This is a genomic window from Pseudomonas sp. GD04158 (assembly GCF_029834875.1).
Lineage (GTDB): Bacteria > Pseudomonadota > Gammaproteobacteria > Pseudomonadales > Pseudomonadaceae > Aquipseudomonas > Aquipseudomonas hydrolytica.
Genome location: NZ_JAODYT010000007.1, coordinates 93,709 through 115,833 on the forward strand (window position 1 = coordinate 93,709; position 22,125 = coordinate 115,833).

General features: G+C 62.9%; 15 protein-coding genes, 2 tRNA genes and 1 pseudogene. 16 read left to right on the plus strand and 2 right to left on the minus strand.

What is annotated here, in order from left to right:
- Positions 1–16 precede the first annotated feature (16 nt).
- On the plus strand, positions 17–424 hold the full coding sequence (locus N7333_RS05040) for a PA2779 family protein (protein ID WP_012018428.1): 408 nt from the start codon (positions 17–19) through the stop codon (positions 422–424).
- The gene (locus tag N7333_RS05045; protein ID WP_129482237.1) at positions 409–1,362 is read left to right on the plus strand and encodes a PA2778 family cysteine peptidase; all 954 of its coding nucleotides are present in this window, start codon (positions 409–411) and stop codon (positions 1,360–1,362) included. Before N7333_RS05040 ends, N7333_RS05045 begins: the two co-directional genes overlap by 16 nt.
- Before the next feature lie 53 nt (positions 1,363–1,415).
- On the opposite strand, the gene N7333_RS05050 is transcribed toward N7333_RS05045, so the two are convergent.
- Positions 1,416–2,699 (minus strand): FAD-binding oxidoreductase, encoded by a 1,284-nt coding sequence (locus N7333_RS05050; RefSeq protein WP_129482238.1) that lies wholly within the window; start codon positions 2,697–2,699, stop codon positions 1,416–1,418.
- 184 nt (positions 2,700–2,883) lie between these two features.
- Between N7333_RS05050 and N7333_RS05055 the strand changes: the two genes are divergently transcribed.
- The 11 genes from N7333_RS05055 to N7333_RS05105 all read left to right on the plus strand — a co-directional run bounded on the left by N7333_RS05055 (position 2,884) and on the right by N7333_RS05105 (position 11,280).
- Positions 2,884–2,960: transfer RNA gene (locus tag N7333_RS05055), tRNA-Val, on the plus strand.
- 264 nt (positions 2,961–3,224) lie between these two features.
- Positions 3,225–5,147 carry a threonine--tRNA ligase gene (gene thrS, locus N7333_RS05060; protein WP_129482239.1) on the plus strand — a complete coding sequence of 641 codons (1,923 nt, stop codon included), beginning with the start codon at positions 3,225–3,227 and terminating at the stop codon, positions 5,145–5,147.
- A gap of 17 nt (positions 5,148–5,164) precedes the next feature.
- Positions 5,165–5,698 (plus strand): translation initiation factor IF-3, encoded by a 534-nt coding sequence (gene infC / locus N7333_RS05065; RefSeq protein WP_003243406.1) that lies wholly within the window; start codon positions 5,165–5,167, stop codon positions 5,696–5,698.
- A gap of 60 nt (positions 5,699–5,758) precedes the next feature.
- On the plus strand, positions 5,759–5,953 hold the full coding sequence (gene rpmI / locus N7333_RS05070) for a 50S ribosomal protein L35 (RefSeq protein ID WP_003243407.1): 195 nt from the start codon (positions 5,759–5,761) through the stop codon (positions 5,951–5,953).
- A 29-nt stretch (positions 5,954–5,982) separates the two neighbouring features.
- Positions 5,983–6,339 carry a 50S ribosomal protein L20 gene (gene rplT / locus N7333_RS05075; RefSeq protein WP_003243409.1) on the plus strand — a complete coding sequence of 119 codons (357 nt, stop codon included), beginning with the start codon at positions 5,983–5,985 and terminating at the stop codon, positions 6,337–6,339.
- 96 nt (positions 6,340–6,435) lie between these two features.
- Entirely contained in the window at positions 6,436–7,452 is a 1,017-nt protein-coding gene (gene pheS, locus N7333_RS05080) for a phenylalanine--tRNA ligase subunit alpha (protein WP_003243410.1), read from the plus strand.
- A gap of 44 nt (positions 7,453–7,496) precedes the next feature.
- Positions 7,497–9,875, plus strand: a complete 2,379-nt coding sequence (pheT, locus tag N7333_RS05085) for a phenylalanine--tRNA ligase subunit beta (protein WP_129482240.1) — start codon at positions 7,497–7,499, stop codon at positions 9,873–9,875.
- 3 nt (positions 9,876–9,878) lie between these two features.
- The gene (gene ihfA / locus N7333_RS05090) at positions 9,879–10,181 is read left to right on the plus strand and encodes an integration host factor subunit alpha (protein WP_003243414.1); all 303 of its coding nucleotides are present in this window, start codon (positions 9,879–9,881) and stop codon (positions 10,179–10,181) included.
- Positions 10,162–10,518: a MerR family transcriptional regulator gene (locus N7333_RS05095; protein WP_003243416.1), complete on the plus strand. Its 357-nt coding sequence runs from the start codon at positions 10,162–10,164 to the stop codon at positions 10,516–10,518. The genes ihfA and N7333_RS05095 overlap by 20 nt, the downstream gene beginning before the upstream one ends.
- A gap of 75 nt (positions 10,519–10,593) precedes the next feature.
- Positions 10,594–10,670: transfer RNA gene (locus N7333_RS05100), tRNA-Pro, on the plus strand.
- A 286-nt stretch (positions 10,671–10,956) separates the two neighbouring features.
- Positions 10,957–11,280, plus strand: coding sequence for a helix-hairpin-helix domain-containing protein (locus N7333_RS05105; RefSeq protein ID WP_279858559.1), 324 nt, complete (start codon positions 10,957–10,959; stop codon positions 11,278–11,280).
- Positions 11,281–11,327: 47 nt separating this feature from the next.
- Here the strand turns inward: N7333_RS05105 and N7333_RS05110 are convergent.
- Positions 11,328–12,658, minus strand: a pseudogene (locus N7333_RS05110) (IS4 family transposase).
- A 217-nt stretch (positions 12,659–12,875) separates the two neighbouring features.
- On the opposite strand from N7333_RS05110, the gene recC reads away from it, so the two are divergent.
- Genes recC through recD form a run of 3 tightly spaced genes read left to right on the plus strand, consistent with a single transcriptional unit; the run spans position 12,876 to position 21,942 of the window.
- On the plus strand, positions 12,876–16,289 hold the full coding sequence (recC, locus tag N7333_RS05115; protein WP_129482281.1) for an exodeoxyribonuclease V subunit gamma: 3,414 nt from the start codon (positions 12,876–12,878) through the stop codon (positions 16,287–16,289).
- Positions 16,286–19,915 (plus strand): exodeoxyribonuclease V subunit beta, encoded by a 3,630-nt coding sequence (gene recB, locus N7333_RS05120; protein ID WP_129482282.1) that lies wholly within the window; start codon positions 16,286–16,288, stop codon positions 19,913–19,915. Before recC ends, recB begins: the two co-directional genes overlap by 4 nt.
- A complete protein-coding gene (gene recD, locus N7333_RS05125; protein WP_129482283.1) occupies positions 19,912–21,942 on the plus strand; it encodes an exodeoxyribonuclease V subunit alpha in 2,031 nt (676 codons plus the stop codon). Before recB ends, recD begins: the two co-directional genes overlap by 4 nt.
- Positions 21,943–22,125: the final 183 nt, after the last annotated feature.

The following is a 22,125-nucleotide window of genomic DNA, read 5'->3' on the forward strand; positions in this document are numbered from 1 at the left end:
TCAGGAGATAACCACAATGACAATCACCATGAACCCCGTTATGCGCCGCCTGGCGGCCATCACCGCACTGTTCCACCTGCTTCTGGTGGTGCAGATTCCCGCCGCCAATGCCGCGATGATCGGCACCCACGAGGTGATCGCCGAGCAGCAGCACCAGGTGGATCAGCAGCAACTGATGGCCATGCTCGATGACGAGCAGGTGAAGGAGAAGCTGGTGGCCATGGGCGTCGATCGCGAGCAGGTCGAATCGCGTATCGCCAGCCTGACCCCGGCCGAGCTGGCGCAGTTCAACCAGCAACTGGATCAGGCCCCGGCAGGTGCCGGTGTGGTCGGCATCATCGTGCTGTTTCTGGTGATCTTCATCATCACTGATATGCTGTGCGCCACCAACATCTTCAATTTCGTCAAATGCATAAATCGCTGATTCGCCTCTGCTGTATCGCTTCCATCGTTCTACTCGCAGCCTGCGCTCGGTCTCCGGTGTTGTCACCGGAGGCCGAGCGTCTGCCTGAACGGGTCGAGCTCACCGACGTTCCCTTCTTCCCCCAGGACGCCTATCAGTGTGGCCCGGCGGCCTTGGCCACCATGCTCAACCAGCGCGGTCTGATGACCACTCCGGGTGTGCTCAAGGACAAGGTCTATCTCCCCAGCCGTGAAGGCAGTCTGCAGGTGGAGATGGTCGCCACCGCTCGCAGCCACGAGATGCTGGTCTATCCGCTGCAGCCGCGTCTGGAGGCGCTGCTGGCCGAAGTGGCCGCTGGCAACCCGGTGCTGGTGCTGCAGAACCTGGCATTCGACTGGTACCCGCAGTGGCATTTCGCGGTGGTGGTCGGCTACGACCGTCGCGAGCGCACGCTGATCCTGCGCTCCGGTACCACGCGTCGACTGGTGGACAGCTTCGCCAGCTTCGACAAGACGTGGGCACGGGGTGGCCGCTGGGCCGTGTTGACCTTGCCGCCGGAGCGCCTGCCGGCGCAGGCGGACATGCATGCATGGATGAAGGCCGCCAACGACCTCGAGCAAACCGGCAATGCCCAGCCGGCGCGGCGCGCCTATCGCCGGGCCAGCGAGGCCTGGCCGGAGCAGGCGCTGCCCTGGTTCGCCCTGAGCAACAGTCGCTACGCCGACGGTGACCGCAAGGGCGCCGAGCAGGCGCTGCGCGAGAGCCTCAAGCGCGAGGCGGATTTCGCGGCCGGCTGGTTCAACCTGTCCCAGGTGTTGGGCGAGCAGGGTTGTGCGCGCGAGGCGCAGCAGGCCCAGGCCTGTGCTCAGCGTCTGGCGCCGGAGGATTCGCGGTTCTCCGTGCCGCCGAAAGTCAGCGGTTCTGCCGAGCAGTGTCAGGCCTTGCCGGCCTGTCCGTGATGCACAAACGATAACGGCGCCCTCGGGCGCCGTTATCGTTCATGGGCTGTTGCTCAAACGCCCAGCTTGTCGCGCAGCGTGTAGTACCAGGCGCCGATGGCGCTGAACGGCACCTGGAACATCCGCCCGCCGGGGAATGGGTAGTGCGGCAGCCCGGCGAAGGCGTCGAAACGCTCGGCCTGACCGCGCAGCGCCTCGGCCAGCACCTTGCCGGCCAGGTGTGTGTAGGTGACGCCGTGACCGCTGCAACCCTGCGAGTAGTAGATGTTGTCGCCGATACGGCCGACCTGCGGCAGGCGCGACAGTGTGAGCAGGAAGTTGCCGGTCCAGGCGAAGTCGATCTTCACATCCTTGAGCTGCGGGAAGGTCTTGAGCATCTTCGGACGGATGATCGCCTCGATATTGGCCGGGTCGCGCGCGCCGTAGACCACGCCGCCGCCGAAGATCAGGCGCTTGTCGCCGGACAGGCGATAGTAGTCGAGCAGGTAGTTGCAGTCCTCGACGCAGTAGTCCTGCGGCAGCAGGCTGGCGGCCAGCTCATCGGACAGCGGCTCGGTGGTGATCACCTGAGTGCCGCACGGCATCGACTTGGCCGACAGCTCGGGCATCAGGTTGCCCAGATAGGCGTTGCCGGCGACCACCACGAACTTGGCCTTGATGCGCCCTTCGGGCGTGTGCACCACGGGATTCGCACCGCGCTCGATGCGGATGGCGGGGGATTGTTCGTAGATCACGCCGCCGAGCGACTCCACCGCTGCCGCCTCGCCCAGCGCCAGGTTCAGCGGATGGATGTGGCCGCCGCTCATGTCCAGCATGCCGCCGACGTAGTTGTCGGTGGCCACGACCTCACGGATGCGCTTGCTGTCCAGCAGCTCCAGCTGGGTATGGCCGTAGCGCTCCCATAGCTTCTTTTGCGCTTCCAGGTGGCCCATCTGCTTGCCGGTGAGCGCGGCGAACACGCCGCCGTCCTTCAGGTCGCACTGGATGTCGTACTTGGCGATACGCTCGCGGATGATGCGCCCGCCCTCGAAGGCCATCTGCCCGAGCAGTTGCGCCTGCTTGGGGCCGACGCTGCGCTCGATCACGTCGATGTCGCGGCTGTAGCTGTTGACGATCTGCCCGCCGTTGCGGCCCGAGGCGCCGAAGCCGACCTTGGCGGCTTCGACGATGCTGACCTTGAAACCGTTTTCCAGTAGGAACAATGCAGTCGACAGCCCGGTATAGCCGGCACCGACGATGCACACATCGGTTTCCACCTCGCCCTGCAGGGCAGGGCGTTGCGGGGCTGGGTTGGCTGAAGCGGCGTAGTAGGATTGTGGATATGCCGTGTGCGCCATTTTGAACCTCTGTTCTTTATTTTTTACGAATAAGGCGATGCTACCTGAGTTGAAAATGGCCGGCTAGTGCCCGTGCAAAATATTCAACGTTCCTGCTTTGAATAAAAAATTGGCCTATTTCAGTGAGTTAGCGAAAAAACCTGTTGACGGCCAAAAAGATCTGCGTAGAATGCGCACCCATCGAAGGCACATAGCTCAGTTGGTTAGAGCACCACCTTGACATGGTGGGGGTCGTTGGTTCGAGTCCAATTGTGCCTACCAAATCGATAAGAAAGGGGTCGCCAAGCGACCCCTTTTTTGTTTTCCGAATTTGCGATGGCTTACGCCCTGTTTGTTGTTGCGGCTGCTTGTCAGGGTTCAGGCTTTCTGAAAGCATCCGCACTCTTTACTTCCAGTGACTCTGGTTCGGTCTGGTTGGCCTTCGGGCTCCTGCCATCGTTAGGTGGGTATACCGCTGAATCGCTTCCTGGCTCATCCCAACCCACGTGACCTTTGGTAGGGGTCACCACTAGGAGAGGAGGCGCCATGCCCACCATTACTCTTCCCGACGGCAGTCAGCGTTCGTTCGATCATCCGGTATCCGTACTGGAGGTCGCTCAATCCATTGGTGCAGGTCTGGCCAAGGCCACCCTGGCCGGCAAGGTAAACGGCAAGCAGGTCGATGCCTGCGACGTTATCGATACCGACGCCACCTTGCAGATCATCACGCCGAAGGACGAAGAGGGGCTGGAAATCATCCGCCACTCCTGTGCTCACCTGGTTGGGCATGCGGTCAAGCAGCTGTACCCGAACGCCAAGATGGTGATCGGCCCGGTCATCGATGAAGGCTTCTATTACGACATCGCCATCGATCGTCCCTTCACGCCGGATGACATGGCGGCCATCGAGAAGCGCATGGCCGAGCTGATCGACAAGGACTACGACGTCATCAAGAAGATGACGCCGCGTGCCGAGGTCATCGAGCTGTTCAAGTCGCGTGGCGAGGAGTACAAGCTGCGTCTGATCGACGACATGCCGGACGAAAAGGCCATGGGCCTGTACTTTCATGAAGAGTACGTCGACATGTGCCGCGGCCCGCACGTGCCCAATACCCGCTTCCTCAAGGCCTTCAAGCTGACCCGCATTTCCGGGGCCTACTGGCGCGGCGACTCGAAGAACGAGCAGCTGCAGCGCATCTATGGTACTGCCTGGGCGGACAAGAAGCAGCTGGCTGCCTATATCCAGCGCATCGAAGAGGCCGAGAAGCGCGATCACCGTCGCATCGGCAAGCAGCTCGACCTGTTCCATCTGCAGGAAGAAGCGCCGGGCATGGTGTTCTGGCATCCCAATGGCTGGACCGTCTACCAGGTGCTGGAGCAATACATGCGCCAGGTGCAGCGTGAGAATGGCTACGTGGAAGTGCGCACGCCGCAGGTGGTCGATCGCATTCTCTGGGAGCGTTCCGGCCACTGGTCCAACTATGCCGAGAACATGTTCACCACGGCCTCGGAGAATCGCGATTACGCGGTCAAGCCGATGAACTGCCCGTGCCACGTGCAGATCTTCAACCAGGGTCTGAAGTCCTACCGCGACCTGCCGCTGCGTCTGGCCGAGTTCGGTGCGTGCCACCGCAACGAGCCGTCCGGTGCGCTGCACGGCATCATGCGCGTGCGCGGCTTCGTCCAGGACGATGCGCACATCTTCTGCACCGAAGATCAGGTGAAGAAGGAGGCGGCCGATTTCATCAAGCTGACTCTGCAGGTCTATGCCGACTTCGGTTTCACTGATATCGCCATGAAGCTTTCGACTCGTCCGGCCAAGCGCGTGGGTTCCGAAGAGCTGTGGGATCGCGCCGAGGGTGCGTTGGCCGATGCGCTGAACGAGTCCGGTCTGGCCTGGGAATATCAGCCGGGCGAGGGCGCCTTCTACGGTCCGAAGATCGAATTCACCCTGCGTGACTGCCTGGGTCGCAACTGGCAGTGCGGTACGCTGCAGTACGATCCGAACCTGCCGGAGCGTCTGGACGCCAGCTATATCGCCGAAGACAACAACCGCAAGCGCCCGGTCATGCTGCACCGCGCGATTCTCGGTTCGTTCGAGCGTTTCATCGGCATGCTGATCGAGCACTACGCCGGTTCCTTCCCGGCCTGGCTCGCGCCGACCCAGGCGGTGATCATGAATATCACCGACAAGCAGGCCGATTTTGCCCGCGAAGCGGAGAAAACTCTCAATCAAAGCGGTTTTCGTGCCAAGGTTGACTTGAGAAACGAAAAGATCGGCTTTAAAATCCGCGAGCATACCTTGCTCAAGGTTCCCTATCTCTTGGTTATTGGAGATCGGGAAGTCGAGACACGATCCGTTGCTGTGCGCACCCGCGAAGGCGTAGACCTAGGGTCAATGCCTCTCGAGCAGTTCGCCGCGCAGTTGCAGCAAGCGGTTTCCCGGCGTGGTCGCCAAGATTTGGAGTAAGAACTATTAAGCGTGATATGAGACAGGACAAGCGGGCCGCCCCCAAGGCGCCGATCAACGAGAACATCACTGCACGTGAGGTTCGTCTGATTGGCGCGGACGGCCAGCAGATTGGTGTGGTTTCCATCGATGAAGCGTTGAACGCTGCCGAGGAAGCCAAGCTGGATCTGGTGGAGATTTCCGCAGACGCGGTGCCACCGGTTTGCCGCATCATGGACTACGGCAAGCACCTGTTCGAGAAGAAAAAGCAGGCTGCTATTGCCAAGAAGAACCAGCACCAGCAGCAGATCAAAGAGATCAAGTTTCGTCCAGGGACGGAAGAAGGGGATTACCAGGTAAAACTACGCAACCTGGTACGTTTCCTTGAAGATGGGGACAAGGCCAAGGTATCGCTTCGATTCCGCGGCCGTGAGATGGCCCACCAGGAGCTGGGTATGGAGCTGCTTAAGCGGGTCGAAGCCGACCTCGCCGAACTCGGCACCGTAGAACAGCATCCTAAGCTGGAAGGACGCCAGCTGATGATGGTCATCGCTCCCAAGAAGCGTAAATAACCTCCCGGGCACTGGCAGGCCTGATGGTTATCAGTTGTTAATGAATGCGGAGTACTAAACATGCCAAAAATGAAAACCAAGAGCGGCGCTGCAAAGCGCTTCCTGAAGACTGCTTCGGGTTACAAGCACAAGCACGCTTTCAAGAGCCACATCCTGACCAAGATGTCCACCAAGCGTAAGCGCCAGCTGCGTGGCAGCTCGCTGATCGGTCCGTCGGACGTCGCAAAAGTCGAGCGCATGCTGCGCGTTCGTTAATCGGTCAAGATATCTAGAGGTAATTACTCATGGCTCGTGTTAAGCGTGGCGTTATCGCTCGTGCTCGTCACAAAAAAATCCTGAAGCTCGCCAAGGGCTACTACGGTGCACGTTCGCGCGTGTTCCGCGTTGCCAAGCAAGCGGTAATCAAGGCTGGCCAATACGCCTACCGTGACCGCCGTCAGCGCAAGCGTCAGTTCCGCGCACTGTGGATCGCTCGTATCAACGCTGGTGCTCGCGTCAACGGTCTGTCCTACAGCCGTCTGATCGCTGGCCTGAAGAAAGCGTCGATCGAAATCGACCGCAAGGTTCTGGCCGATCTGGCAGTGAACGAAAAAGCGGCGTTTGCTGCGATTGTCGAGAAAGCTAAGGCCGTTCTGGCTTAAGTCCCCCGACAATCACCGGGTTCGCCCGGTGGCAACGTCAAAGATAGGGGAAGAGCCTTAACAGCTCTTCCCCTATTTCGTATCTGGAGTCTGTAAATGGAAAATCTGGATGCATTGGTCTCCCAAGCGCTCGAGGCCGTGCAACAAAGTGAAGATGTCAACGCCCTGGAACAGCTCCGGGTTCAATACCTTGGCAAGAAAGGCGAGCTGACCGCCCTGATGCAGACTCTGGGCAAGCTGTCGGCCGAAGAGCGTCCGCAGGCCGGTGCTCTGATCAACACTGCCAAGAACCAGGTGCAAGATGCCCTCAACGCCCGCAAGTCCGTGCTTGAGCAGGCTCTGCTCGCCGAGAAGCTGGCATCCGAGCGTATCGACGTGACCCTGCCAGGCCGCGGTCAGACCTCCGGTGGTCTGCACCCGGTGACCCGCACGCTCGAGCGTGTCGAGCAGTTCTTCACCCATATCGGTTACAGCGTCGCCGAGGGCCCGGAAGTCGAAGACGACTACCACAACTTCGAAGCGCTCAACATCCCCGGTCACCACCCGGCGCGGGCGATGCACGATACCTTCTATTTCAATGCGAACATGCTGCTGCGCACCCACACCTCGCCGGTACAGGTGCGCACCATGGAATCGCAGCAGCCGCCGATCCGCATCGTCTGCCCCGGCCGCGTCTATCGCTGCGATTCCGATATCACCCACTCGCCGATGTTCCACCAGGTCGAAGGCCTGTTGGTCGACGAGGGCATCAGCTTCGCCGACCTCAAGGGCACCATCGAGGAATTCCTTCGCGTGTTCTTCGAGAAGCCGCTGGGCGTGCGTTTCCGTCCTTCCTTCTTCCCGTTCACCGAGCCGTCGGCCGAGGTCGACATGCAGTGCGTGATGTGCTCGGGCAAGGGCTGCCGCGTCTGCAAGCAGACCGGCTGGCTGGAAGTGATGGGCTGCGGCATGGTGCATCCGAACGTGCTGCGCATGAGCGGCATCGATCCGGAGAAATACTCCGGTTTCGCCTTCGGCATGGGCGTCGAGCGCCTGGCCATGCTGCGATATGGCGTCAATGACTTGCGCCTGTTCTTCGATAACGACCTGCGGTTCCTGGCGCAATTTCGCTAGCAGCTGCCCCTCGTGATCGAATTCGTTTAAGGAGAACAGACAACATGAAATTCAGTGAACAGTGGCTGCGCAGCTGGGTGAACCCGGACGTCTCGCGCGATGAGCTGGTGGCCCGCCTGTCGATGGTCGGCCTGGAAGTGGACGCCGTGATTCCGGTGGCTGGCGCTTTCAGCGGCGTGGTGGTCGGCGAGATCCTCAGCGCCGAGCAGCACCCGGATGCCGACAAGCTGCGCGTGTGTCAGGTGAGCAATGGTAGCGAGAGCTTCCAGGTCGTCTGCGGCGCGCCGAATGCACGTACCGGCATCAAGATCCCCTTCGCCATGATCGGCGCCGAGCTGCCGGGCGACTTCAAGATCAAGAAGGCCAAGCTGCGCGGTGTGGAGTCCCAGGGCATGCTGTGCTCGGCCTCCGAACTGCAGATCAGCGACGACAACAGCGGCCTGATGGAGCTGGCGGCGGACGCCCCGGTCGGTCAGGACATCCGCGCCTACCTGGGCCTGGACGATGCCAGCATCGAGATCGGTCTGACTCCCAACCGCGGCGACTGTCTGTCGCTGGCGGGTCTGGCTCGTGAAGTCGGTGCCATCTACGGTGCTCCAGTATCGGCGGTATCGGTTGCTCCGGTCGCAGCGATCCATGATGAAGTGCGCCCGGTGGAAGTGCTGGCGCCCAAGGCCTGCCCGCGCTACCTGGGCCGCGTCATCCGCAACGTCGACCTGTCCAGGCCGACTCCGTTGTGGATGGTCGAGCGCCTGCGCCGTTCCGACATTCGCAGCATCGACGCGGCCGTTGACGTCACCAACTACGTGATGCTCGAGTTGGGCCAGCCCATGCACGCCTTCGATCTCGCCGAGATCAACGGCGGCGTCCGCGTGCGCATGGCCGAAGAGGGCGAGAAGCTGGTGCTGCTCGACGGCCAGGAAGTCAGCCTGCGTGCCGACACCCTGGTGATCGCCGATCACAGCCGCGCCCTGGCGATTGCCGGCGTGATGGGCGGCGAGCACAGCGGCGTCAGTGACAAGACCCGCGATCTGTTCCTGGAAAGCGCCTTCTTCGACAACATTGCCGTGGCTGGTAAGGCGCGCTCCTATGGCCTGCACACCGACTCGTCGCACCGTTTCGAGCGTGGCGTCGATTCGCAGCTGGCGCGCAGCGCCATGGAGCGTGCCACCGCGCTGCTGTTGGAAATCGTTGGCGGCGAAGCTGGGCCGATCATTGAGGTCAGCAGCGAGGCCGATCTGCCGAACGTGGCGCCGATCACCCTGCGCGCCGAGCGCATCAGTCAGATGCTGAGCATGGACATGGACGGTGCCGAGGTCGAGCGTCTGCTCAGCGCGCTGGGTCTGGGCGTGATCGCCCAGGGCGCCGGCCAGTGGCAGGTCAGCGTGCCGAGCCACCGCTTCGATATCAGCCTGGAAGTTGACCTGATCGAAGAGCTGGGTCGCCTGTACGGTTACAACCGCTTGCCGGTACGCTATCCGCAGGCGCGTCTGGCACCGCAGGCCAAGGCCGAGGCACGTGCCGAACTGCCGGCCCTGCGTCGCCTGCTGGTGGCGCGCGGTTACCAGGAAGCAATCACCTACAGCTTCATCGATCCCAAGCTGTTCGAGCTGTTCAGTCCGGGCGTGGCGCCGCTGCAATTGGCCAACCCGATTTCCGCCGACATGGCGGCCATGCGTTCGTCGCTGTGGCCGGGCCTGGTCAAGGCGCTGCAGCACAACCTCAACCGTCAGCAGTCGCGCGTGCGCCTGTTCGAAAGTGGTCTGCGCTTCGTCGGTCAGCTAGAAAGCCTGCAGCAGGAGGCCATGTTGGCCGGCGTGATCAGTGGCAGTCGTCTGCCGGAAGGCTGGGCCAACAGCCGCGAGAGCGTTGACTTCTATGACCTGAAAGCCGATGTCGAAGCTCTGCTGGGTTATGCCGGCGCGGCCGATGCGTTCAGCTTCGTGCCGGGCGAGCATCCTGCTCTGCATCCGGGCCAGACCGCCCGTATCGAGCGGGAGGGGCGCCTGGTCGGCTTCATGGGCGCACTGCATCCGGAGCTGAGCAAGACTCTGGGTCTGGATCAGCCAGTGTTCGTCTTCGAGCTGGTGCTGGCCGAAGTTGCTGCTGGTCGTATGCCGGTGTTCAGCGAGCTGTCGCGCTTCCCCGAAGTGCGTCGCGATCTGGCACTGCTGGTGGATCGCGAGCAGCCGGCCGAGGCCGTATTGGCTGCCATTCGTGAAACGGCGGGCGAGTGGTTGACAGACCTCAAGCTATTTGACGTCTATCACGGTAAAGGTATTGATCCGCATAGAAAAAGCCTGGCTGTCGGCTTGACCTGGCAACATCCATCGCGCACTCTTAATGACGATGAGGTGAGTACTACTACGCAAAACATCCTCACCTGCCTCGAACAAAGGTTCAACGCCACGTTAAGGAAGTAGCGTATGGGGGCTCTGACGAAAGCTGAAATGGCGGAACGTCTGTATGAAGAGCTCGGCCTGAACAAAAGGGAAGCCAAGGAACTGGTGGAGCTGTTTTTTGAAGAGATCCGCCAGGCTCTTGAGCTGAACGAACAGGTCAAGCTTTCCGGGTTCGGTAACTTCGACTTGCGCGACAAGCGCCAGCGACCCGGCCGCAACCCGAAAACAGGAGAGGAGATTCCGATCACGGCTCGCCGTGTGGTCACCTTTCGTCCAGGGCAAAAATTGAAAGCCAGGGTCGAGGCCTATGCTGGAACCAAGTCATAACGACGAACTACCGGCAATTCCCGGCAAACGCTACTTCACCATCGGTGAGGTCAGTGAACTCTGCGCGGTCAAGCCTCACGTTCTACGTTACTGGGAACAGGAATTCCCACAGCTCAACCCGGTCAAGCGGCGGGGCAACCGCCGCTACTACCAGCGTCAGGACGTGCTGATGATTCGTCAGATTCGAGCGCTGCTTTACGATCAGGGGTTCACCATCGGCGGGGCGCGTCAGCGTCTTTCGGGTGATGAAGCCAAGGACGACACCACCCAGTATCGTCAACTGATCAAGCAGATGATCGTCGAGCTCGAGGACGTGCTGCACGTACTGAAGAAGTAAGGTGAAGAAAAAGTTGCCTTATTTCAAAAGCTTAATGTATAGTTCCTCCCGCTTTCGGTCACCCGGAAGCATCGTCGGGGCGTAGCGCAGCCCGGTAGCGCACTTGCATGGGGTGCAAGGGGTCGAGTGTTCGAATCACTCCGTCCCGACCAACAAATCCCTACATTAGAGCCTGGTCAGTGATGACCAGGCTTTTTTGTTTCAGGGGCTTTTGCGGGACTGTTTCATCCCGCCATCTCTCCTCCAAACTACTTGACGGGTTCAGGGCTGCGGCTTTCGCGAGCATTGAGTGTTCGTCGCGTAGAGTCCAGGCAAGCGACACCTTGGTGTTCTATTTTCGCGCTCGCCATTGAGTCGAATTTGACAGCAAGGAAATAGCGTCTAGGTTGACGATCGAGCCTAACGTGCTCGTCTCACTCACTTACAAGGAACGTTAAGATGATGAAAAGCTACCTTTCCTCTGTTCTGTTCGCGCTTCTCACCTCTCTCTCCCTTGCTGTCTCGGCAGCAGAACCTTCCAAGACTGAGCCTGCCAATGCAGCCTCTGCGCAGGTTGCTCAGGCGATAACCGTCAATCTGAATACCGCTGATGCCGAGACTCTCCAGCGTGAGTTAGCTGGCATCGGCGCAACCAAGGCTCAGGCAATCGTGGCTTATCGAGAAGCTCACGGTAACTTCGCTTCGGTTGACGAGTTACTCGAAGTCAAAGGTATCGGCGCGGCGACTCTGGAGAAAAATCGCGACAAGCTCATGGTCGATTGACGTCTTCGGTTATCACCATCAGGGCCGGTCGTTGACCGTAATGCTGTTCATTTAAGCGGAGCAGCCTTCCGATCTACTGGGTAGCGGGTCTTTGAAATCTTCACCGTCCTTGGTCTTGATGGCCTTGGACGGTGATCCAGAAACAGCCCGGCGATTCCGCCCTCAACTCCGACAATCGTCGCCCGGTTGCTGAAATCGGGTTGGCTGCCGCCATCACGATCAGTTGCACGGCGATGTATTGGGCCACTGGCTTAAAGCGGATGTCGCATGGCGAACGACCAAAGGCGACAGCTGCCTGGCTGGCCTCACGGCGGATGATGTTGTAGGTCAGCAACACCCCCCAGACCTCCTGGTAGACCAGCTCCTTGACCTTGCTACGCAGGGTCATCGCATTCTGTTGCAGAGAGCTTTTGATATCCCGGAAGCCCAGTTCGATCTCCCAGCGCTCCTGATACAGCTTGGCGATGGTCTTGGCGCTGTAAGTATCCGCAGGCAACGAGGTGAGCACTGCCTTGATCTTGTCCTTCACGGCGTAGCTGACTTCGCGCACCTCCCAGTGCGTTGGCAGGTCGGGGTTGCGCTTTCGTGCCTGGGCCGACACCTTCATGCGCAACAGGCGATCTCCCTTGCTGTAATGAGCGACCTCCTCGCTGACCAAGCCCTTGCGGGCCGGAATCAGCCAGTGCCGGTTTTCCCCTGCCGCAGCCAGGCCCAACAGCAAATCGGCGCTCCAGAAGCCCTTATCGAACAGCGTCACCGAGTGATCGGGAATCTGCTGCATAAACTCATCGGCCAAACGCATTTCACTGCGCCGATAGGGGCTCAGTTGGGCATCCAGAATCAAGTGCGAGCGCACGTTCATCAGGGCCACCAGTCGCAGCATGGGAAACGGCGTCTGGCGCTCGGTGGAGGTATTGCCGGAGCCGGAATGCTCCCTGAGTTCGGGGGTATCCGGGGTGCGCAGGAGCGCACCATCCACGGCGAGCACTTGCAGACCCTGCCAGGTATCGTCCTCATAGCGCTCGCAGCCCCAGTGGTTACCCGTCTGGCGAAACAGCCACTCAACCGGATCGGCACCCAGGCGCCTGCGCACCTCGGTGACACCGCTTCTGGCCAGCAGATCGTGAGAGGCCAGACCCTGGGCACAGATGTTCAGGCGCCGCGCCACCTCATGAACCGGCTCGTCGCGGAACAACGCCATGCCAAGCACCAGCCAGAGCACCTGATCGCTGGGCAGGCGACGCCGCCGAATGGTGGCTTGGGCGGAAAGATCCAGCGCGGACGCCACCCACTCGATCGGAATATTTTGGGTGAAGGTGCTCAGATCAGAGAAGTTGAACAGTTCACCTAGATCGAGCAACTGCTGTTGGAGAGACATAAAAAATCCGATACCAGAAACCTGGCATCGGATTTTCGGGGAAGCCCCGCAGGGACTCAAATGCTTAAGTGAACAGCATTACGGTCGTTGACCGGCCTTTTCGTTTTCGGGCGGGCTTTAGCAGTTCTAGGTGGGTTGGTGGGTATAGCCATCGATGACGCACCTTGTCGCCAAATGCTGGCAAACTTGCGCTTCGATTTTCGACAGGAGTCAGTCGATGTCCGCCAGCCCGGAGTTGTCCCCCGGCCTTATCGTCATCCACGGTAACCACCTCGAAGAGTTGCGTGCGCTGGCGGTGCAGTGGATGCGGCGCTATCCGCTGCGGCCGCTGGAAAACGAAGTGCTGCTGGTGCAGAGCAACGGCATCGCCCAGTGGCTCAAGCTGGCGCTGGCCGAGCGTGACGGCTGCGGCATCGCGGCGGCGCTGGACGTTGACCTGCCGGCGCGCTTTCTCTGGCAGGCGTATCGCAACGTGCTGGGCAGGGACGCGATTCCGCAAGAGTCGCCCCTGGACAAGGCGCCGCTGACCTGGCGCCTGATGCGGCTGCTGCCGGGCCTGCTGGCCGAGGAGGCCTTCGCTCCGCTGCGCCGCTTCCTCGCCGATGATCAGGACCTGCGCAAGCGCCACCAACTGGCCGAGCGTCTGGCCGATCTGTTCGACCAGTATCAGGTCTACCGCGCCGACTGGCTGGCCGACTGGGCCGCCGGGCAGGATCGCCTGCGCACCTCGCGCGGCGGCGAGCGGCCACTGGAGGGCGATTCGCGCTGGCAACCCGCGCTGTGGCGCGCCCTGCTGGCGGACGTTGGCGAGCAGCATCTGGCCGAAAGTCGCGCCGGCGTGCATCCACGCTTCGTCGCCCGTCTGGCCGAGCTGGACGCACCGCCAGCCGGACTGCCGCGGCGCATCACCGTTTTCGGAATCTCTTCGTTGCCGGCCCAGGTCCTGGAGGCGCTGGCGGCCATGGCGCGCTTCAGCCAAGTCATGTTGTACGTGCACAACCCCTGTCAGCACCACTGGGGCGATATCGTCGAGGACAAGGACCTGCTGCGCCACGAGTACCGTCGCCAGCAGCGCAAGGGCAGGCCAGGCGCGCAGATCGGTCTGTTCGAACAGGAGTACATGCACCAGCACGGGCAGCCGCTGCTGGCAGCCTGGGGCAAACAGGGGCGCGACTACATCAACCTGCTGGATCAGTACGACGAGCCGCAGCGTTACCGCGAGCAGTTCGACCGTATCGACCTGTTCAGCCCGGCCAGTGAGAACAGCCTGCTCGGCCAACTGCAGAACGACATCCTTGACCTGCGTCCGCTGGCGGAAACACGCAGCACCTGGCCTCCCGTCGATCCCGCCAAAGATTATTCGCTGCGCTTTCATATCGCCCACAGCGCTCAGCGCGAGGTGGAGGTGCTGCACGACCAGCTGCTCGCCAGTTTCAGCGAGGACGCCACGCTGCGCCCGCGCGACATCATCGTCATGGTGCCCGACGTCAACGCCTACGCACCGCATATCCAGGCCGTGTTCGGCCAGTTTGCCAGCGACGATCCGCGCTTCATTCCCTTCACCCTGGCCGACCAGGGGCTGCGCGGCAAGGAGCCGATGGTCATCGCACTGGAGCATTTGCTGCGCCTGCCGGACAGCCGCTTTAGCGTCAGCGAGATTCTCGATCTGCTGGATGTCGCCGCGCTGCGTCAGCGCTTCGCCATCACCGAGGAGCAGTTGCCCACCCTGCGCCGCTGGCTGGAAGGCGCCGGTGTGCGCTGGGGGCTGGACGCGAGCCAGCGGCAGGCGCTGGGCCTGGGCGAGAATCTGGAGCAGAACACCTGGCGCTTCGGCCTGCGGCGCATGCTGCTGGGCTACGCGGTGGGTACGGGCGACGCCTTTGCCGGCATCGAGCCGTACGACGAAATTGGCGGGCTCGATGCCGCGCTGATCGGCCCGGTGACGCGGCTGTTGGAAAGCCTCGACCGGCACCTGCAGCAGCTGCGCGAGCCGGCCACGCCGGTGCGGTGGGGCGAGCGTCTGCGCAGTTTGCTCGACGACTTCTTTCAGCCGCAGAGCGACCGTGAAGAGGTACTGACGACCCAGCTGCTCGATGCGCTGGATGCCTGGCTGGCGCTCTGCGAGGCCGCGACGCTGGGCGAAGCGCTGACCCTACCGGTGGTGCGCGAGGCCTGGCTGGACGGGCTCGACCAGGGGCGGCTGAGCCAGCGTTTTCTCGCTGGTGCGGTGAATTTCTGCACCCTGATGCCGATGCGCGCTATTCCGTTCCGTCAGGTCTGCCTGCTGGGCATGAACGATGGGGACTATCCGCGCAGCCAGGCCCCGCTGGATTTCGACCTGATGGCTGGCGACTACCGCCCCGGTGACCGCTCGCGCCGCGAGGATGACCGCTACCTGCTGCTGGAAGCCTTGTTGGCAGCGCGTGATCGCCTCTATATCAGCTGGGTGGGGCGCAGCATTCGCGACAACAGCGAGCGGCCGCCGTCCGTGCTGGTCGGCCAGCTGCGTGATCATCTTGCCAGTGCCTGGACGCTGGCCGGTGGCGGCGACCTGCTGCATGGCCTGACCACCGAGCACCCCTTGCAACCCTTCAGTCGCCGCTACTTCGATGGCGAGGGGCAGCTGTTCAGTTATGCCCACGAGTGGGCAGCCCTGCATGGCCAGGTCTCGACCCGCGAAAGTGCTGCGCCCTTGCCGGCCTGGGAGGAGGGAGTGCAGCTCACGCCCGAGCTGCTGCAGTCGTTCCTGCGCGATCCGGTGAAGTGCTTCTTCACTCGCCGCCTCAAGGTGTATCTCGACGAAGAAGAGCAGGCGCAGCTCGACAGCGAACCCTTCGCCCTCGACGGCCTGCAGCGCTACCAGTTGCAGGAAGCGCTGCTCAAGGCGGCAGTCGCAGGCGAGGGGGACAGCGACGATGCGCTGAGGTCGGCAGCCGATCGCCTGCAACGCAGCGGCGTGCTGCCGCTGGCCGGCTTTGGCGAGCAGTACCGCAACGCCCTGCTGGAGCCGCTGCCGGCGCAGGTGCAGCGCTACCAGGGGCTTTGCCTGTGCTGGCCGACCCTGCTGGAGTCACCGCAGCGCCTGGCTTTCGCGGCAAACGGTGTGCAGCTCGACGGCTGGCTTGCCGGGTTGCGGCAGAAGGCCGACGGCAGCCTGGCGCGTCTGGAACTGCTGCCGGGTGCGTTGCACAAGGACAAGAGCTGGAAGTGGCATCGCCTGCTGCGTCCCTATGTGCTGCACGTCATCGCCGCGGCCTGCGGCGTACCGCTGACCACGCTGCTGGTGGGGGAAGATCGCAGTCTGGCCTTCGAACCTGTAGCGACCGAGCATGCCGCGCGCGTTTTGGCGGTCTGGCTGGAAGCCTGGAACGCCGGTATGCAGGCGCCGCTACCGGTTGCCTTGAAAACCTCGCTGTCCTGGTTGCAGGACAACAATGAGGACAAGGCTCGCAGCGTCTACGAGGGCACCTACAACCTCGCCGGTGAAGTCCAGGGTAGCGCCAGCCTGGCGAGGCAGTTCTCGGACTACGCCGCACTCACCGCCGATGGCCAGTTTCCGATATGGAGCGAGCGGCTCTACCAGCCGCTGCTCGACAGCCATCCGCAAGCGCTCGAGGAGGACGCAGCATGAACCGACAGCGTCCTCTGGCCCTGACGTTTCCCCTGCATGGCAGCCGTCTGATCGAGGCCAGCGCCGGCACGGGCAAGACCTTCACCATTTCCGCGCTCTACCTGCGACTGATCCTCGGCCATGGCGGCGACGCCGCGTTCCGCGAGCCCCTGCTGCCGCCGCAGATTCTGGTGGTGACCTTCACCGACGCGGCCACCCGCGAATTGCGCGACCGGATTCGCGCGCGCCTGGTCGAGGCCGCGACCGTATTTCGTGGTGATGCCCAAGGCGATGATCTGCTGCGCGAATTGCGCAGTGACTTCGCCCAGACGCAGTGGGACGAGTGCGCCCGCCGTCTGGAGCTGGCGGCGCAGTGGATGGACGAGGCAGCCGTGTCCACCATCCACGGCTGGTGCCAGCGCATGCTGCGCGAGCATGCCTTCGACAGCGGCAGTCTGTTCAGCCAGACCCTGGAGACCGACCACAGCGAGCTACTGGCCGAGGTGGTGCGCGACTACTGGCGGCAGCACTGCTATCCGTTGCAGGGCGCGGCGTTGCAATGGGTTGCAAGTGTCTGGGGGACGCCTGCGGGGCTGGGTAGCAGACTGCGACCGCTGTTGGGCGAAGAGGGGGAGGTTGCGACGCAAGCGCTGGGCGAATTGCTCGATGGCGCGCTGCTGCAGCGCGAGCAGGCACTTGCCGAGCTCAAGGCGCCCTGGCTGACGTGGGCCGATGAACTGCAACTGCTGCTGGATGCTGCTGTGGCGGCCAAGCAGGTGGACGGCAAGAAAATCCAGGCGCGCTTTTACAACCCCTGGCTGGCCAAGTTGCGCGAGTGGGCCGGTGGCGAAGAACCGCGCCTCGACCTGGGCACCGGTTTCACCCGCCTGACCCCCGATGGCCTGGCCGAAGCCTGGAAAGGCGAGGCGCCTGCTCATCCCGCGCTGGACGCCATGGCTTTGCTCAAGGCGCAACTCGATGCGCTGCCTGATCCCGCTGACGCGGCGTTGCGCCACGCGGCTGCCTGGGTGCGTCAGCGCTTCGATTGGGAGAAACGCCAGCGCGCGGAGATGGGCTTCGACGACATGCTCGTGTGCCTGGACGCTGCCCTGCGAGGCAGCAACGGCGCGCGCCTGGCTGAAGTGATTCGCCGTCAGTTCCCGGTGGCGCTGATCGACGAATTCCAGGACACCGACCCGCTGCAGTACCGCATCTTCGATACGCTCTACGAGGTCGAGGCCAACCGCGGCGACTGCGGCCTGTTCATGATCGGCGACCCCAAGCAGGCCATCTATTCCTTCCGTGGCGCCGACATTCATACCTACCTGCGCGCGCGCCGGGCGACGTTGGGTCGGCACTACAACCTGGAGAAGAACTTCCGTTCCAGCCAGGCCATGGTCGATGCCGTCAACGGCGTGTTCCTGCGGGCCGAGCAGCGTGACGGCGGCGAGGGGGCGTTCCTGCTGCGCGATGACCTGCCGTTTATCGAGGTGGGCGCGCAGGGGCGAGGCGAAGTCTGGAGCGTCGAGGGGCAGGCGCAACCAGCCCTGACAATGTGGCATCTGGCGAGTGACGAGCCGGTTGCCAAGGGCGCCTATCTGGATGCCATGGCGGCCGGTGCGGCCAGCGAGATCGTGCGTCTGCTGGATCTGGGCCAGCGTGGGCAGGCAGGTTTCATTAAGGACGAGCTACTGAATACTCTGCGGCCCAGCGATATCGCCGTGTTGGTGCGTGATTTCAACGAGGCGCAGGCCATACGCGGCGAGCTGGCCGTACGCGGCGTGCGCAGCGTGTACCTCTCCGACAAGGATTCGGTGTTCGCCGCCCAGGAAGCACGCGATCTGCTGCTGTGGCTGCGCGCCTGTGCCGAGCCGGATCAGGATCGCCCGCTGCGTGCGGCGCTGGCCAGCGCGACGCTGGGGTTGGCGCTGAGCGAGCTGGAGCAGCTCAACCTCGACGAGCGAACCTGGGAGCGCCGGGTCATGCAGTTCCGCGACTACCGTCAGCGCTGGCAGCGTCAGGGCGTGCTGCCGATGCTGCGTCAGTTGCTGCAGGACTTCGAGCTGCCGCAGCGCCTGATGGGGCGTGACGATGGCGAGCGGGTACTGACCAATCTGCTGCACCTGGCCGAGCTGCTGCAGCAGGCTGCCGCCGAGCTCGATGGCGAACTGGCGCTGATTCGCCACCTAGGCGAGCTGTTGACCGGTGAGGGGCAGGCTGCCGATGAGCAGGTGCTACGCCTGGAGAGCGACGAGGCGCTGGTACGCGTGGTCACCATTCACAAATCCAAGGGGCTGGAGTACCCCCTGGTGTTCCTGCCATTCGTTTGCGCCTTCCGTCCGGTGGATGACAAGAAGCCGCTGCAGATTCACGACGGCGAGCGCCGCCGCCTGGTGCTCAAGGCCGATGAAGACAGTCTGCTGCGCGCCGAGCGCGAACGCCTGGGTGAAGACCTGCGCCTGCTCTATGTGGCGTTGACCCGTGCCCGGCATGCCTGCTGGCTGGGCTTGGCGGATCTGAAGATCGGCAACGGCAAGAAGTCGCGTCTGCACGAATCGGCGTTGGGCTACTTGCTCGGGGGCGGATTGCCTCTGGCGGCCAGCGGCGAGCTTGCCAACTGGCTCGCGCCGTTCGCCAGCGGACTCGATAGCGCCGTGTCGCCTGTGCCGCCGGCCAGTGAGCAGCGTTATCGAATGATCGAAGAAGGTCAGTTCGCGCCGCACTGGCGCACGCCGGCGCGGCGCGCTGCCGAGCACTGGTGGATCGCCTCCTACAGTGCACTGCGTCTGGACGAGGACGCGCCCAGTCAGGTCAGCCGCCACGAGGACGCCGCGCCCGATAGTCCGGCGATGCAGAACGTCATCGACGATGAGGATCCGTTGCTGGCCCTGGCGCCGCTGCCGGCATCCGCTCAAGGGCTGCATCGCTTCCCGCGTGGGCCCAACCCCGGCACCTTCCTCCATGGTCTGCTGGAAATGGCAGCGCAGGAAGGCTTCGCCACCCTGGCGCAGGATCCGCCCAGATTGCGCGAGGCGTTGGCCAGGCGTTGCCAGCGTCGCGGTCTGCAAAGCTGGATCGATCCGCTGCAGGACTGGCTGCTGGCTCTGCTGAGCCAGCCGCTCCCGTTGGCGGGCCCGGATAGCGTGGTTCTGGGGCAACTGACGCAGTATCAGCCCGAGCTGGAGTTCTGGTTCGAGGCGCGTGGGGTGGATGTCAGGCTGCTGGATCAGTGGGTGCAACAGTGCGAGTTACCGGGTGTCGCCAGGCAGCCGCTGCGGGCTGACACCCTCAACGGTATGTTCAAGGGTTTTATCGATCTGGTATTCGAGCATCAGGGGCGTTACTACGTGGCGGATTACAAATCCAACTGGCTCGGCAGCGATGATGGCGCCTACACCCGTGAAGCCATGGAGGTCGCCATCGCCAGCCACCGCTACGATCTGCAGTACGTGCTCTACGTGTTGGCCCTGCATCGGCAGTTGCGTCTGCGCCTGCCGGATTACGACTACGACCGGCATGTGGGTGGCGCGCTCTATGTGTTTCTGCGCGCACCGCAGCAGGGTGCCTACCTGGCCCGGCCGCCTCGTGAGCTGATCGAGCGGCTGGACGCGCTGTTCATGGGCGAAGCAGAGGAGGGCGCAGCATGAGTACGACGCTTGCGCCGGCGCTGCATGATCGCGCCGAACTCTTTGCCCTGCTTTCCACCTGGAGCGAGCGTGGCTGGCTGCGCGAGCTGGATCGTGCGCTGGCGCAGCTGTTCGCCGAACTGGATCCGGACGCTTCGCCCTTGCTGCTGCTTGGCGCCGCGCTGGCCAGCCACCAACTGGGCCAGGGCCACGTCTGCCTCGATCTGGCGGCCACGCTGGCCAATCCGGATTTCACCCTGTCTCTGCCGCCGGAAGGCGAGGACGCGCAAGAAGCGCTGATCCTGCCGTCCCAGGTGCTGGCCGGGCTCAGTCTGGAGTCCTGGCTGGCGGCCTGTGCCGGCAGCTCGCTGCTGGAGTCCGAAGGTGCGCCGCTGGTGCTCAGCGGCGCCTGTCTATATATGAGGCGTTACTGGAACTACGAGCGTCAGGTGGCTGGCGATATCGCCCGGCGTCTGCAGGCGAGCGCTGCGGCCCCGAGCGATCTGGCCACGCGCCTGGCTTCACTCTTTCCCGACGCGCTGGTGGTGGACGGCCAGCGCCAGACCGACTGGCAGAAGCTGGCCTGCGCCATGGCCGCGCAGGGGCGCTTCACGCTGATCACCGGGGGACCCGGAACCGGCAAGACGACGACGGTGGTGCGCCTGCTGGCGCTACTGCAGGAAGCCGCCATGGCCAATGGCGAGCCGCTGCGCCTGAGCCTGGCAGCGCCTACCGGCAAGGCAGCCGCGCGGTTGACCGAGTCCATCGGCGCGCAGGTGCAGTCCCTGGCGCTGGACGAGCGGGTGCGTGAACAGATTCCAACCCTGGTGACGACGCTGCATCGTCTGCTGGGCAGTCGTCCCGGCAGCCGTCATTTCCGTCACGATGCCGCTAACCCCTTGCCACTGGATGTGCTGGTGGTCGACGAAGCCTCGATGATCGACCTGGAAATGATGGCCAGCCTGCTGGGCGCATTGCCGGCGCATGCGCGTCTGATTTTGCTGGGCGACAAGGACCAACTGGCGTCAGTGGAGGCCGGCGCGGTGCTGGGTGACCTGTGCCGGGAGGCGGAAAGCGGTGGTTACAGCGAGGCGACGCGTGCCCGGTTGGAAAGCCAGACGGGCGAGCGGCTGGACGATCCGGCTCTGATATCCGGTAACAAGGCGCTGGCGCAGCATATCGTCATGCTGCGCCACTCGCGTCGTTTCGGCAGTGGCTCGGGTATCGGCCGTCTGGCGCGGGCGGTGAACCAGGGGGATGCGCAGTCGGCCCGCGCGACTCTGGCAACCGGCGCGGACGACCTGCATGTGCTGCGCCTGTCCGGCGAGCAGGATCAAGCGCTGGAGCGACTGTTGATCGGCGGGCTGGGCGAAGCCGAGCCACGTCCGCAGGGGTATGCGCATTATCTGCAGGTAATGCAGGCGCAGCGTCCCGCCCCGGGTGCCGACTCCCAGGCCTGGGATCGTTGGGCCGGTAATGTCCTGGCAGCGTTCGATCAGTTCCAGTTGCTCTGTGCGGTTCGTAAAGGTACTTGGGGTGTCGAAGCGCTCAACGAACGTATCGCTGAAGCATTGGTGCGGCGCGGCCTCCTTGAGCAGTCGCATGGCTGGTATGAAGGGCGGCCCGTGCTGGTAACGCGCAACGACTACAGCCTGGGGCTGATGAATGGCGATATCGGCATCGCGCTGCGTCTGCCGGAGCCGCCAGAGTTTCCAGGTGCGCCTGTACGCGAGGTGCTGCGCGTTGTGTTCCCGCGCAATGACGGCAGTGGCGCCTTGCGGCATATCCTGCCCAGTCGCCTGAGCGCGGTGGACACCGTGTTCGCCATGACCGTGCACAAGTCCCAGGGCTCGGAGTTCGCCCATTGCGCGCTGATCCTGCCTGACAGCCTCAATCCGGTATTGACCAAGGAGCTGGTCTACACCGGTATCACCCGGGCGCGCCACTGGTTCAGCCTGATCGAAAGCCGTGCCGGCATCTTCGAGCAGGCGGTGCTGCGGCGGGTGCAGCGGCGTAGTGGTTTGCGCGAGGCCCTCGAAGCGCTATAGGAAACAAAACTGCAAAATAAGCTTGACGCGCATTCTGCTGGCGGTAGAATGCGCGCCACTTCAGCGATGAGGCGTTTCAAAAACTTCTTGTTAATCAATAAGTTAAGTTGAAAGAAGGGCTTGCAAAGCTGGATCTGGCGTGTAGAATGCGCGCCGGTCGACAGGTGGTGGTTTGATCCTGTC